Raw genomic sequence first — 15,707 nt, 5'->3', positions numbered from 1 at the left:
ATGAAAACATATATAAAATTATTTGCACTTTCAAGCTTACTAACCCTAGGGGCTTGTTCGGAAGATTTTTTGGAAAACGAACCATATACAGATAAAGTAACAGAGAATTTTTATAAAACTCCATCTGATGCTTTTGAAGGTTTGGTTGCTGTTTACGATGTATTGCAAAGAGAAGCTTACGGTACACAATTGATCGTAAGCGAGCAGGCATCTGACAACTGTTTTGGTGGATTTGGTATTGCAGATCCAACGGTAGATTTGCAGTGGGACCGCTTTCAGTATACTACAGATAAAGATATGAATGCCTTAACATGGTCAAACTCTTATCTTGGAATTTACAGAGCGAATGTTTTGTTAGAAAACTTAGACAAAGTAAATTGGGGAGCTAATACTGCTTTAAAAACACGTTACGAAGCTGAAGCTCGTTTCTTAAGAGCACATTTTCATTTCCAGGCGGCAAAAATGTTTGGTGATATTATTCCGCTAGATCATACGGTAACGACAAGTGAATTTGAATTACCAAGACAAGCACCAGAAGTTACTTATGCTTTAATTGCAAACGATTTAAAATTTGCTGCAGATAACTTAGGTCCAGAAAATTACTCGCAAGCAGGAAATGCAAACTACGGACGAATTACAAAATGGGCTGCAGAAGCTTATTTGGCTAGAACATTCTTGTTTTACACTGGAGCTTATAACAAAACAGATTTAGCAGGTGTAGTTACGAAACCACAAGTTGTAACGTACATTAATGATGCTGTAAATAATAGCGGCCACGGATTAGTAGCAGATTTTGCGAATCTTTGGTTAGCAGCTTCTTTAGAAAATTTTGCTGGAGAAGATAATACAGAAATGGTTTGGGCTGTTCGTTTCAACGGTTCAGGAAAAGGAAACTGGGATCTTCATGAAGGAAACCGTTTTCAAGTAAATATTGCGCCTCGTGGTGGTTCTATCGGAAGATACGCAACAGGATGGGGAGGAGCAACTGTAAATCCTAAATTGGTTGCAGCATACGATAATGCTGACAGCAGAAAAGCAGCTTCATTTATTGACTACGCTGGTGAAGGACTAAATTTTGATCCACAGGCTAGAGAACAACGTCAATACACTGGATATTCTTGGAAAAAATATTGTCCGATTACTAATGCAGCGGGAACAGCTGTTGTTGAAGCAAACGGAGGAAACTTCCAAATTGACAACTACCAAGATTATGCAATTATTCGTTTTGCAGATGTTTTATTAATGGCTGCCGAATTGAATTTAGGAACAAATGCAGCACTAGCACAAACAGATTTAGACAGAGTACGTGACCGTGCTTTCAAAAGTACGACTAATAGAATTCCTGCAACTCAGGCTAATATTATGGAAGAGCGTCGTTTAGAATTGGCTTTGGAAGGATTACGTTATTTTGACTTAATCAGACAAGGAATGCCAGTAATGAAAGCGGCTATCGATAATACTACTGGAGATTCTCAGTTTGCTGTAACATTTAGACCAGAAACTTTAGGATGGTTTCCTTTACCACAATCACAAATAGTACTTTCAAATGGTACTATTCAACAAAATCCAGGTTGGAACTAACATTTAAACAATTGATTATGAAACGTATATTATATATAGTATTAGCGGCTGTAACAATCAGTTCGTTTTTATTCTCTTGCGAGCCTGTTGAAGATCGTGAAAGTCTGCCAGCGGTAACGCAAACACCAGAAACACTTGAGTTTTCAATTACTCAAAACACAGCAAAAAAGAATGAAGTAATTTTAAAGAATGATGATCCAACTGTAATTCCATATTGGAGATATGTTGATGGGAACGGAAATGAACTTGGACATTCTAATAAAAGCGATGATAAAGTAAATTTCCCTTTTGCAGGAAAGTATACTATTTTTTACACAGCATTTGTTAGAGGAGGATCTGTTGAAGCTGCTCCAGTAACAGTAGATGTTCCAGAAAACGACGATGCTTTTTTCAGCGATCCAAGATGGACAAAACTTACCAACGGGCAGGCTGGAAAAACTTGGGTACTGTATATGACAGCTCCATTAGAGTTTATTGGAAACACGCCTAGTTATGTTAATAGAGAAGTTAGCGGTCCAGGATGGTGGCCAAATCTTACAGATATTTCTTGGGCTGGCCTAGAAAATAAAGATTGGGGAGAAATTACATTTGATTTGGATGGAGGCTACAATGTTTCTGTAACCCAAACTAACCCAGCTTTAGGAAATACACAAAAAACAACAAAAGTAGGAACATTCAATTTCAGCCTTACAGCAGGCGAAACAAATGATAGAATTTCATTTAATGGAGGAACAGAAATGTTGCATCCAAGTGAACCAAGCTATTTCAGTCCTTCTTTCAGTTTTACAAATGTAAAAATTGTTGAACTTACTGATACAAGTTTATGCTTTATTGCTATTAGAGCAGATGGTGATTATTTGATTTATCATTTGGTTCCAAAATCATAAGTTAGTTAGTTTTGAAGTCTCAGTTTTAAACATGTTTCTAACGTGCTTTAAGACTGAGACTTAAATTATTTAAAGAAGAAATATTCGAAATCGATTTTTATTTCTATCTTCCAATTCCAAAAACACAAAAAGTACCTATGCATATTAGAAAAAACATAAAAAGTATATGTTTGTCGGCAGTAGCAGCAGGAGTAATTTTACTCAATTCCTGCGCTAAAAAAGAGGATGCATTTATAAATAGAAAAGTTTCTTTTAATACAGATTGGAGTTTCCATCTAAACGATAGTATAATTGATAAAGATACTATCGGAAATACCACAAAATGGAGAAAACTAGACGTTCCTCACGATTGGAGCATCGAAGGAAATTTTGATGAAAAAAGTCCTGCTGGTTATGGCGGAGGAGCATTAAACGGAGGTTTAGGCTGGTACAAAAAAACATTTAAAGTCGCTGCAGCAGACAGCACAAAAATAACTTCTATCACTTTTGACGGTGTTTACAAAGACAGCGAAGTCTGGGTAAACGGCCATTATTTAGGAAAACGTCCAAACGGATATATTGGTTTTCAATATGAAATCTCCAAATATTTAAATTACGGAGATAAAAACAACGAAATTATTGTTAAGGTTGACAATTCAAAACAGCCTAATTCACGCTGGTATTCAGGTTCTGGAATTTTTAGAAATGTCTGGATCGAAACCACAGATAAACTGCATGTTGCACAGTGGGGAACTTATATTACCACTCCAAAAGTTACGGCTGAAAAAGCTTCAGTTAATTTTGAAACAAAGATTAAAAATCAATATGCTCAAAATAAAAAAGCAACTGTAACCACCACTATTTTTAAAGAAGATACTAAAGTAACATCACTTACTCAAGATATAACAATCAACGCAAATGGCGATCAGACATTAAAGCAATCGGCCGAAGTTGAAAATCCTATTTTATGGTCAGTTGAAAAACCAGAATTGTATACGGCAGTTACGGAAATTTCTGTTGATGATAAAATTGTAGATCAATACAAAACCAATTTCGGAATCAGAGATTTTAAATTCGATTTGAATAAAGGTTTTATTTTGAATGGAAAACAGGTAAAAATAAAAGGAGTTTGTTTACATCACGATTTAGGCCCTTTAGGTTCTGCTATTAACACGCGCGCCATCGAACGCCAATTGGAAATCATGAAAGAAATGGGTGTAAACGGAATCAGAACTTCTCATAATCCGCCCGCTCCAGAACTTTTGGATCTTTGCGATAAAATGGGTTTCATTGTCATGGACGAAGCTTTTGACATGTGGAAACAAACCAAAACCAAATACGATTACGGAAACGATTGGGACAAATGGCACAAAAAAGATCTAATCGATCAATTGCTTCGCGACCGAAATCATCCAAGTATTTTTGTTTGGAGTATCGGAAATGAAATTCCGGAACAATGGAATGAAAAAGGTGTGGAAATTGCTAAAGAATTAGCAGCAATCACACGTCAATATGATAAAACACGTCCGTTGACCGCAGCGATGAATCCGCCGGTAAACATGAATATTGATGCTGTGACTTTACAATTTGAGAAAAAAGATGTTTCGATCAATCCGCTTGCTGGATCTGGAGTCTTAGATTTAATCGGATACAATTATGCGCATCAAACGTATGAACATCATCTGAAGAATTTCCCAAATACACCTTTCATTGCAACCGAAACAACTTCAGGTCTGCAGACGAGAGGTTATTATGATGCCGTTTCAGACACTATCAAAAAATGGCCGGTAAGATGGGATCTTAAATTTACAGAAGGAAATCCAGGAAATACCGTTTCAGCATACGATCAGGTACAGACACCTTGGGGTTCAACACACGAAGCAACTTGGAAAGTCATTAAAAAACACGATTTCCTTTCTGGAATGTACATTTGGACAGGTTTCGATTACATCGGAGAACCAACGCCGTACGAATGGCCGTCTATCAGTTCTTATTTCGGAATCGTTGATTTAGCCGGTTTCCCTAAAGATGTGTATTATATGTATCAAAGCGAATGGACAGACAAGACGGTTCTTCATATTTTTCCGCATTGGAACTGGAAAGCCGGGCAGACTGTTGACGTTTGGGCATACTACAATAAAGCCGATGAAGTGGAGCTCTTCGTAAACGGAAAATCAGTTGGAAAAAGAAGCAAAAAAGGAGACGATCTTCATATAATGTGGCGAATTCCTTTTGAAGCAGGAACCTTAAAAGCAGTTTCTCGTAAAGACGGAAAAGTGGTTTTAGAAAAAGAAATCAAAACCGCTGGAAATCCATCTCAATTAAAACTGACTGCGGATAGAAGTACGATAAAAGCAGATAAAAATGATTTGTCATTTATTACAGTTGATATTTTAGACGATAAAGGAACATTATCTCCAAATGCCAATAACGAAGTTAATTTCTCTTTAAAAGGAAACGGAAAAATTGTGGGTGTTTGCAGCGGAGATCCGGTAAGCCATGAACCGTACAAAGGAACTAAACATACCGCTTTGGCTGGAAAATGTTTGGTAATTGTACAATCAGGTGATCAATCAGGAAGATTGGAATTAACCGCAAAAGCCAACGGATTAAAGCAATCTACAATTGTAATTACAGCAGAGTAATAAGTTACGTTCCTAACAGGTTTTAGAAACCTGTTAGGTATCAATAGATTTTTATCAAGATATAAAATAAAATACCTAACAGGTTTCTAAAACCTGTTAGGATAAACTAACATCTAGAATTATTAACCAATGAAAAACTCAAAACTAACCGCATTATTTTCTGCCTTAATGTTTGGATTTATTGCGGTGCCGAAAGCATCAGCACAAATTCAAAATGCAGAAGTATTAAATGCACCAATTGATATCAGTAAAGATTTTCAGAATTATCTGAACACCTTTTATTTCGCAGATGAATTGGCCTCTTTTGATCCTGCAACAGGAAAAGGAACTATAAAATATTTGAGATACAATTACAAAACGCGTCAGGCTTTCAACAACATGATGATGAAACCTGATGTAGAAAAAGCAAACGAATTCCCAACAACAGAATACGCAGAATCTCCAGTTTTGCCGTTTGAAATTCAGTTTGTTTCCGATAGAACAGTTAGAATCAAAACGACTTCTGGACCGCAGTTTCATCCGCAAAAAGAATCTTTAATGCTGGTTGACGGCGTTGCGCCAAATCACCCGGAATTATGGAAATATTCTAAAATTGAAGGCGGGCACAGTTATACAAGCAAACACGGAAGAGTTGAAATTTTGACCAAACCTTGGCACGTAAAAATCTACGATGAAAAAGGAAAAATGCTGACAAGCACGCTTCACGATACCGATTTTAAAAATACGTATACACCAACACTTCCGTTTTCTTATGTTCGCAGAAACAGCGATTATTCAAGAAGTATGGGCGCGGCGTTCAGTTTAGAACCAGACGAAAAAATATTTGGTTGTGGAGAATCATTCACACAATTCAACAAACGCGGACAAAAAGTAGTTTTATGGACAGATGACGCGAACGGAATCCAAAATGAAACCATGTACAAACCGATTCCGTTTTACATGAGCAGCCGCGGTTACGGAGTTTTCATGCACCATTCTACACCAATTACAGTTGACTTTGGGAAATATTTTTCAAGTGCCAACGAAATGTACATTGGCGATGATGAAGCCGATTTATTTTTCTTTATCGGAGAACCAAAAGACGTTTTAGATCAATACACTAATTTGACTGGAAAAGCTGCGATGCCGCCACTTTGGTCTTTCGGTTTCTGGATGAGCCGAATCACTTATTTCTCAGAAAAAGAAGGAAGAGATGTAGCAAGAGATTTGCGTAAATACAAAATCCCAACCGATGTTATTCATTTCGATACAGGATGGTTTGATGTAGATTGGAGAAACAACTACGAGTTTGCAAAATCTCGTTTCCCAGACGCAACCAAAATGATGTCTGATTTAAAGAAAGATGGTTTCCAAGTTTGTTTATGGCAATTACCGTATTTCACGCCAAAGAATACTTTGTTTCCTGAAATAATGGAGAAAAACTTAGCGGTAAGAGACAGAAAAGGAAATCTTCCGTACGAAGATGCCGTTTTAGATTTCTCAAATCCAGAAACGATTGCTTGGTACCAAGGAAAATTGAAAAAATTATTTGATGAAGGCGTAGCCGTTTTCAAAGTTGATTTTGGAGAAGCGGCACCGCCAGACGGAATTTACCATTCTGGAAGAACTGGTTTTTACGAGCACAATTTATATCCGTTACGTTACAACAAAGCTGTTGCTGAAATTACGCAGAAAGAAAAAGGATACACCTTAATCTGGGCAAGAAGTACTTGGGCAGGATCTCAGCGTTATCCTTTGCATTGGGGAGGAGATTCTGAAACTTCAAACGGAGCCATGTCAGCAGAATTACGCGGCGGACTTTCATTAGGTCTTTCTGGTTTCAGTTTCTGGAGTCATGATGTTGGAGGATTTGCAACTAAATCTCCTGAGAATATTTATAGAAGATGGACACCATTCGGAATGTTTACATCGCACGTAAGAAGCCACGGAGAGCCTCCACGCGAACCTTGGTTGTACAGCAAAGAGTTCTTAGAAGGATTTAGAAAAGCAGATAATATGCGTTACGAATTAATGCCATATATCTATGCTCAGGCAAAAGAAAGTTCTCAAAAAGGATTGCCAATGATGCGTGCCTTATTTGTAGAATATCCAAACGATCCGGGAGCTTGGTTAGTTGATAACGAATATTTATTTGGTTCAAGCATTTTAGTGGCACCACTTTTTGAAGATGTTGAAGAAAGAGACGTTTATCTTCCGGAAGGAACTTGGATCGATTATCAAACTAAAAAAGTATACCAATCGGGATGGCATAAAATTAAAGCTGGCGAAGTGCCAATTGTAGTTTTAATTAAAGACGGAACTGCGATTCCACACATCGGTTTAGCGCAGTCTACAAAAGACATGGATTGGAGCAAGCTGACATTAAAAGTTTATGCAAGCGACAAAACAACTTCGGCAACAGCTAAAGTATTTTTACCAGACGGCGATGCAGTACAAGAAATAAAAGTGACCAAAAACGGAAACAATTTTGACGTAACTGGAAATCCATTAAACGGAAAAACCACTTTTAAAACCGAGTGGATTAAATAAAAAGTTATAGCCACGAATTCACGAATTTAATCTGTATAATTCGCGAATTCGTGGCGAAAAAAATAAACACATAGAAACATAGACTTTTTGTTTCTGAAAAAGAGAATAAAAAGAAACTAGTTTCCAACACATAGCTATGTGAATTTAAACAAGTGAAACGCCTTTTTTTAAGTTTCAAATTAACTATGATTCTATGTGTTTAAAATAATCTAGTCAAAGATTTAATTAATAAAATTCGTGAATTCGTGGCTAAAAAAATATAATTCCAAAAAACATGAAAAACTATCTAATTCTCCCAGCCGTTTTGTTTTCAGTAGCAATGGGCTACAGTCAGAAAAACAAAAACGCTTACGAACTGGCATCGCCAAACGGACAAAATAAAATCAAGTTTGAGCTGGTAAAAAATGCTCCAAAATATGCTGTTTCACACGGAAAAACCGAAGTGATTACACCATCAGAAATGGGATTTTTACTAAAAGGAAATGAAGATTTAAGTTCAAATTTTGAAATTAAGGGAGCAAAAACTTCTTCGTTTGATGAAACTTGGGAACAAGTTTGGGGAGAAAAGAAAAATATCAGAAACAATTACAATCAGTTGGTTGTTGATTTACAGCAAAAGACTGGAAACAAAAGAAAATTGCAAATTCAGTTTCGTGCTTTCGACGATGGAGTGGCGTTTCGATATGTTTATCCAAAACAAAATGTAAAAGACAGTATTTTCATCATGGATGAAAAAACAACTTTTAACTTAAAAGAAGATGGAAAAGCATGGTGGATTCCGGCAAACAGAGAAAACCGTGACGAATATCTTTTCAAAGATGCACCGGTAAGTACACTTGACACCGTTTTAACTCCACTTACAATAGAAAGTAAAAGCGGATTGGCTCTAAGTTTTCACGAAGCAAACTTGATCGATTTCGCAAGTATGACTTTGGTAAACAATAGAGGAACAGAATTAAAATCGGATTTGGTGCCATGGCCTGATGGTGTAAAAGTTCGTGTAAAAGATACTTTCACCTCTTCTTGGAGAACCATTCAAATTGGAGAAAATCCAGGTGAATTGATCACTTCATATTTGGTTTTAAACTTAAACGAACCAAACAAATTAAAAAACACAAACAGTTATTTCAAACCTTATAAATATTTAGGAATCTGGTGGGGAATGCACATCGGGAAGTATACGTTCTGGGAAAGCGATAAACAAGGTGCAACAACTAAAAACGCCGAAGCGTATATCGACTTTACAGCAAAAGAAGGTTTCAACCATTTATTGATCGAAGGATGGAATAAAGGATGGACTCCAGGATGGTACGAAAACCGTATGCACATGTTCAGCTTCACCAAAAGCGCTGACAATTTCGACCTTGAAAAAGTAGTTGAATACGGAAAGAAAAAGAATATCGAATTAATCGGATATCACGAAACAGGTTCAAACTTAATTAATTATTTAAAAGAAGTTGACGAAGGTTTTGCTTTATACAAAAAACTAGGAATTCATACCGTAAAAATTGGTCACGTTGGTTCAAAATTAAATATGAAACAAATGCACTTTGGACAATTTGGAGTGAACTATTTCAGATACATTTTAGAAAAAGCGGCACAGTACGATTTAGCAGTTTTATACCACGAATCAATAAAAGATACTGGAGAAAGAAGAACTTTCCCAAACATGGTTTCGAGAGAAGCAGCACGTGGACAAGAATACAACGCGTGGAGTGAAGGAAATCCGCCAAATCATTTAAGCATTATCCCGTTTACAAGATTACTTTCAGGACCGATGGATTTTACACCTGGGATTTTCGATGTTGAGGTAAAACAAGGGTATCCAGGAAAAAGAATTCAAGGAACAGTGGGACAGCAGTTAGCATTGTATGTAGTGCTTTATTCTCCAATTCAAATGCTGGCAGATCTTCCAGAAAACTACGAAGGAAAACCAGCTTTACAATTCTTAAAAGATGTTCCGACAGATTGGGAAGACACTAAAATTGTAGAAGGAAAAATTGGTGAATACATTACAACAGCTAGAAAAGACAGAAACAGCGCTGACTGGTATTTGGGAACTTTGACAAATGAAAAACCAAGAAATGTAGAAGTTTCATTATCATTCTTAGATCCAAATGCAACTTACGAGGCACAAATTTATGTGGATGCTGAAGGAACAGATCAAACGCACAATCCAGAAGCAGTGGCAATTTCTAAGAAAACAGTAAAAGCTTCAGATAAATTACAATTGAAATTAGGCGGAGCTGGCGGTGGTGCAGTAAGATTCAAAAAATTGTAATTTGGGTTAGAGATTAAATGTTAGAAGTAAAAAGTTAAACCCGACAGGTTTTTTATACCGAGGCTTCGGGACTGTAGGGTTTTGTAACGGAACGATTACGCATAATTTGTAGAGATGCACTGCAGTGCGTCTAACATATTGTTAGAAAATAAAATATTTAGCCACAGATTAAAATGATTAAAAAGATTTGAATCTGCATGATGTGCAAAATCTGCGAGAGAAAAGAAAAATCCTTTAGAATCCTCATTAATCTGTGGCAAAAAATAAAAAAACATTTCCAGATGAAAAAACTTTTAATAGCAGCAGTTTTAATTACTTCAGTCCATTTGATGGCTCAAGACCGAACGATAAAAGTGGATTACAACAAATCGGCTGGAAAATTAAACACCATGTTTAAAGAATGCATCGGTGCCGGAAGAGCAAACGAAGGTTTGAGAGCCGACTGGCAGCAGCAATTAGCATTGGTTAAAAAAGAATGCGATTTTAAATACATTCGTTTTCATGGTTTGTTGTCTGATGATATGGCGGTTTACCGTGAAGACTCAAAAGGAAATCCAGAATATAATTATCAATACGTAGATGTTTTGTTCGATTATATTGTGAGTATGAAAATGAAACCTTTTGTTGAATTAGGCTTTATGCCGAATGCACTGGCAAGCGGAAAAGAAACTATTTTTTGGTGGAAAGGAAATGTCACGCCTCCAAAAGATTATAAAAAATGGGAAGATTTAATCAAAAATCTAACTGCACATTTTACAGAACGTTACGGAGTTGAAGAAGTAAAAACATGGTATTTTGAAGTTTGGAACGAACCAAATTTAACACCAGGTTTTTGGACAGGAACTCAGGCAGAATATTTCAAATTGTATGATTATGCTGCCCGCGGTGTAAAAGCAGTTAACAAAGATTACAAAGTCGGAGGGCCAGCAACAGCAGGAGCAGGATGGGTTCCTGAAACAATCGATTTTTGTGCTAAAAACAACGTGCCTTTAGATTTTATCTCGACGCATACTTATGGTGTAAATCAAGGATATTTGGATGAATTCGGGACTTCTGGAACCGTTTTAAGTCCAGACGAAAACAGTATTAGCGGAGATGTTATTAATTCGCGTAAGCAGATTACCAATTCGACTAAACCCAATTTAGAACTGCATTACACAGAGTGGAGTTCGTCTTATACACCTGCAGATCCAATTCACGACAGTTATCACTCGGCAGCTTATATTCTGCAGAAATTAAAACAAGTCGGCAATGCGGCAAACTCCATGTCATATTGGGTTTTTACAGATATTTTTGAAGAACCAGGGCCAAGATTTACGCCTTTTCATGGCGGTTTCGGATTGTTGAATACGCAGGGAATTAAAAAGCCAGCTTATTTCTCGTATCAATTTTTGAACAAATTGGGAGAAACAGAACTTCAAAATTCGGATAAAGCTTCGTGGACCTCTAAAAATGCAAAAGGCGATGTACAAGTTTTACTTTGGGATTTTACCAATACACATCCAGGCGAGAAAGTTTGGAATCAGACCTATTACGTTCAGGATCTTCCATCAAAAGAAAAAGGAAAAGTAAAGATTGAAATTGACGGAATGCAGAAAGGAAAATATACTTTAGAAATCTATAAAGTAGGTTACAAAGTAAATGACGTTTATGCAGATTATCTGGCTTTAAATAAACCAAGTCAGTTGACGCGTGAGCAGGTAAATGCTATGAAAAAGAAAAATAACGGAGATCCAATTGCAACGGAGAAAATAACAATTGATGCAAAAGGAACGTTCAGCAAAGAATTCAAAATCAATGAAAACGATGTTGTTTTTCTAAATTTGATAAAACAATAAACAAAAAACCACAAACATATAATATTAACGGTATTAAAAGATAATGTGTGAGGTATCAAAAATCTTTAAATCTAAAACACCTAGCTATCTATGAAAAACAAAATGATATTCCTTTCGGCAGCTCTTGTTTTTGCATTGTTTACTTCTTGTAAAAATGATGCACAAACGTTAGCTTCAAATTCGGCAGAAACAGAAGAATACGTAGGAAAAGAAATAAGCACAGATCATGATGCGGAAATAGACAAACTGATTTCGCAGATGACATTAGAAGAAAAAATAGGAATGCTTCACGGGAACAGCATGTTTGCCAATGCGGGCGTAAAACGTTTAGGAATTCCAGAATTAAAAATGGCCGACGGTCCGTTGGGAGTTCGTGAAGAAATTTCACGCGACAATTGGGCTCCAGCGGGATGGACAAACGATTTTGCAACTTATTATCCTGCAGGAGGCGCTTTGGCTGCAACTTGGAACGCAGAAATGGCACATACTTTTGGAACCAGTTTAGGAGAAGAATTACGTGCCAGAGACAAAGACATGTTACTTTCACCAGCTATCAATATGGTGAGAACACCGCTTGGAGGAAGAACTTACGAATATATGTCTGAAGACCCATTTTTGAATAAAAAACTTTCAGTGCCGTTGATCGTTGGTTTACAAGAAAAAGATGTAATGGCGTGTGTAAAACATTACGCAGCAAACAATCAGGAAACGAATCGTGATTTTGTAGATGTACAAATTGACGAGCGTACACTTCGTGAAATTTACCTTCCAGCTTTTGAAGCTTCAGTAAAAGAAGCAAAAGCGTACAGTATAATGGGCGCTTACAATAAATTTAGAGGCGAATACTTATGTGAAAACGATTATATGCTGAATAAAATCCTTCGTGATGAATGGGGATTTAAAGGAATTGTAGTTTCAGACTGGGCTGCGGTGCATTCGACAGCAAAAGCCTTAAAAAATGGTTTGGATATTGAAATGGGAACACCAAAACCTTTCAATGAATTTTTCTTAGCCGATAAATTAATTGCAGCCGTTAAATCTGGAGAAGTTTCTGAAAAAGAAATTGATCTTCACGTAAAAAGAATTTTAAGAACGCTGTTTCAAGTAAAAGCAATGGGCGGCGGAACTCGTGCCAAAGGAAGCATCGCAACAGAAGCACATTACCAAGATGCATACAAGATTGCTGCAGAAGCAATCGTGTTGTTGAAAAACGATAATAATGCATTACCATTAAAACTAGACGGAGTAAAATCTATTGCTGTTATTGGAAACAATGCGACAAAGAAAAATGCTCTAGGCGGATTTGGTGCTGGAGTTAAAACAAAAAGAGAAGTGACGCCTTTAGAAGGTCTTAAAAACAGACTTCCTTCATCAGTTAAAATCAATTATGCTGAAGGATATTTAGAGCGTTACGATGAAAAAAATAAAGGAAACTTAGGAAATATTACAGCTAACGGTCCAGTAACCATCGATAAATTAGACGATGCAAAAGTACAAGAAGCAGTAGAAGCGGCTAAAAATTCTGATGTTGCGATCATTTTCGCGGGTTCAAACCGTGATTATGAGACAGAAGCTTCAGATAGAAGAGATTTGCATTTGCCTTTCGGACAAGAAGAATTAATTAGAAAAGTTACGGAAGCTAATCCTAAAACTATTGTAGTTATGATTGCCGGCGCTCCTTTTGATATCAATGAAGTAAGCCAAAAATCTTCTGCTTTAGTTTGGAGCTGGTTTAATGGTTCTGAAGGAGGAAATGCTTTGGCAGATGTAATTTTAGGAAAAGTAAATCCGTCAGGAAAATTACCTTGGACAATGCCTAAACAGTTAAAAGATTCTCCTGCACATGCAACAAACAGTTTCCCTGGAGATAAAACGGTAAATTATGCTGAAGGAATCTTGATTGGATACCGTTGGTTTGATACTAAAAATGTGGCTCCCTTATATCCTTTCGGTTACGGATTATCATACACAACTTTTGCGCTTGATAATGCTAAAGCGAATAAAGAATCTTACGCTCAAAATGAGGTAATTGAAGTTACAGTTGAGGTTAAAAACACGGGAAAAGTAGACGGAAAAGAAGTAGTGCAACTATACACTTCTAAATCTGATTCTAAAATTACTCGTGCAGCACAAGAATTAAAAGGTTTCAAAAAAGCTTCTGTGAAAGCAGGAGGTTCTGAAAAAGTAACTATTAAAGTACCAGTAAAAGAATTGGCTTATTACGATGTTGCATCTAAAAAATGGACAGTTGAGCCAGGAAAATACACTATCAAAATTGGAACTTCTTCAAGAGATATTAAAAAAGAAATTCAAGTAACAGTTAAATAACCGCTGTTCTTTTTTGATAAAATCTAACTATAATTAACGCCAGCCCTTTTAAAGCTGGCGTTGATGTTAACCACCAAACCAAATAAGATGAAAAATACAATTAATGATTACCTGTTAAGCTTCGCTCTGTGTTTTGCTTTTTTAGGAGTTTTAGCCTGTAGTTCTGAAAAAGAAGATCCAAATCCAGTATCCATAAAGACAGTTGTTTCGAGCATTAATAAAATTGATTTTGAAAGTAAAGAAACTACAGTTGAGATTACTATTAATTCTAATGCAACAAATTGGACTTTAAGCAATCCCGCAAGTTGGATAAAATTAAGTCAAGCAGTTGGGACTTCAGGAAGTACGATTGTAAAAATTACGGCTTCAGAAAATGTAGATACAGCAGTACGAAACACAGTATTGAAGTTAACTTCTACTGAAGGAAATGCTTCAGAAATTACAGTTTCTCAAGCGGCTGGAGCTGTAGCAGGTTTATATCCAAGTTATAATACGAATCCAATTGCATCAGATGCTTCTGGAATGGGAAGTTCAGCAGTGGAATTGGCAGCTAAGATTAAACTAGGATGGAACATCGGAAATACTTTGGAAGCAACTGGAGGCGAAACCGCTTGGGGAAATCCAAAAGTTACTAAAGAGCTGATTGATGCTGTAAAAGCAAAAGGTTTCAATGCGATCCGTATTCCGTGTTCTTGGAATCAGAATTTAGAAAATGCTTCAACGGCAAAAATCAAAACGGAATGGCTGAACAGAGTAAAAGAAGTAGTGCAATACTGCGTCGATAATGATATGTACGTTTTGGTTAATATTCACTGGGACGGCGGATGGCTGGAAAACAATATCACCGAAGCCAAAAAAGTAGAAAACAACGCCAAACAAAAAGCCTTTTGGGAACAAATTGCAACACATTTAAGAGGTTTCGATGAGCATTTGCTTTTTGCAAGCGCCAACGAACCAGCGGTTGAAGATGCTGCTCAAATGGCGGTTTTAACTTCTTACCACCAAACTTTTATTGATGCAGTTCGTTCAACTGGAGGAAAAAATGCTTCTCGTGTTTTAGTCGTTCAAGGGCCGACAACAGATATCGAAAAAACAAACAAATTAATGACTACATTGCCAGTAGATAAAGTAACTGGCAGAATGATGGTCGAAGTGCATTATTATTCGCCTTGGAATTTTGCTGGTTTAACCAAAGATGAAACTTGGGGTAAAATGTTTTATTATTGGGGTAATGGTTTTCACTCTACAACCGATACAGAACGAAATGCCACTTGGGGAGAGGAAGCAGATTTGGAGAAAAACTTCAAATTAATGAAAACGCAGTTTGTAGATAAGGGAATTCCAGTTTTATTGGGAGAATTTGGAGCAATCCGAAGAACAACTTTAACGGGAGACGCTCTGACTTTACATTTAAATTCAAGAGCTTATTATCTAAAAACAGTGGTAAAAACAGCAAAAGCAAACGGATTATTACCCTTTTATTGGGATGAAGGAAGCATAGGAGATAAAGGTTTCGGAATTTTCAATAGAAGTAATAATACTGTTTTTGACACACAGGCTTTAAACGCTTTAATCGAAGGATTACAGTAAAAAATGTAGTTAAATCGTATAAGTGATATAAGTAAATTTAAGTGCAATA

8 protein-coding genes are annotated in these 15,707 nt (G+C 36.6%); all 8 read left to right on the top strand.

Going from position 1 to position 15,707, the window contains the following annotated elements; all coding sequences use genetic code 11:
* Complete coding sequence (locus tag HYN86_RS03560; RefSeq protein ID WP_113676798.1) at positions 1–1,581, top strand: RagB/SusD family nutrient uptake outer membrane protein; 1,581 nt, start codon at positions 1–3, stop codon at positions 1,579–1,581.
* 17 nt (positions 1,582–1,598) lie between these two features.
* Positions 1,599–2,468, top strand: coding sequence for a hypothetical protein (locus tag HYN86_RS03555; RefSeq protein WP_230406424.1), 870 nt, complete (start codon positions 1,599–1,601; stop codon positions 2,466–2,468).
* A gap of 137 nt (positions 2,469–2,605) precedes the next feature.
* Positions 2,606–5,092, top strand: a complete 2,487-nt coding sequence (locus HYN86_RS03550) for a glycoside hydrolase family 2 TIM barrel-domain containing protein (RefSeq protein ID WP_113676797.1) — start codon at positions 2,606–2,608, stop codon at positions 5,090–5,092.
* A 129-nt stretch (positions 5,093–5,221) separates the two neighbouring features.
* Positions 5,222–7,621, top strand: coding sequence for a glycoside hydrolase family 31 protein (locus tag HYN86_RS03545; protein ID WP_113676796.1), 2,400 nt, complete (start codon positions 5,222–5,224; stop codon positions 7,619–7,621).
* A 274-nt stretch (positions 7,622–7,895) separates the two neighbouring features.
* Positions 7,896–9,902: a glycoside hydrolase family 97 protein gene (locus HYN86_RS03540; RefSeq protein WP_113676795.1), complete on the top strand. Its 2,007-nt coding sequence runs from the start codon at positions 7,896–7,898 to the stop codon at positions 9,900–9,902.
* Between the two features lie 281 nt (positions 9,903–10,183).
* Positions 10,184–11,740: a GH39 family glycosyl hydrolase gene (locus tag HYN86_RS03530; protein ID WP_113676793.1), complete on the top strand. Its 1,557-nt coding sequence runs from the start codon at positions 10,184–10,186 to the stop codon at positions 11,738–11,740.
* 90 nt (positions 11,741–11,830) lie between these two features.
* Positions 11,831–14,068, top strand: a complete 2,238-nt coding sequence (locus HYN86_RS03525) for a glycoside hydrolase family 3 C-terminal domain-containing protein (RefSeq protein WP_113676792.1) — start codon at positions 11,831–11,833, stop codon at positions 14,066–14,068.
* Between the two features lie 87 nt (positions 14,069–14,155).
* Entirely contained in the window at positions 14,156–15,658 is a 1,503-nt protein-coding gene (locus HYN86_RS03520; protein WP_113679841.1) for a cellulase family glycosylhydrolase, read from the top strand.
* Positions 15,659–15,707 lie beyond the last annotated feature (49 nt).

It is taken from the genome of Flavobacterium fluviale, assembly GCF_003312915.1.
GTDB lineage: Bacteria > Bacteroidota > Bacteroidia > Flavobacteriales > Flavobacteriaceae > Flavobacterium > Flavobacterium fluviale.
This window is presented reverse-complemented; position numbering and strand designations above follow the sequence as displayed.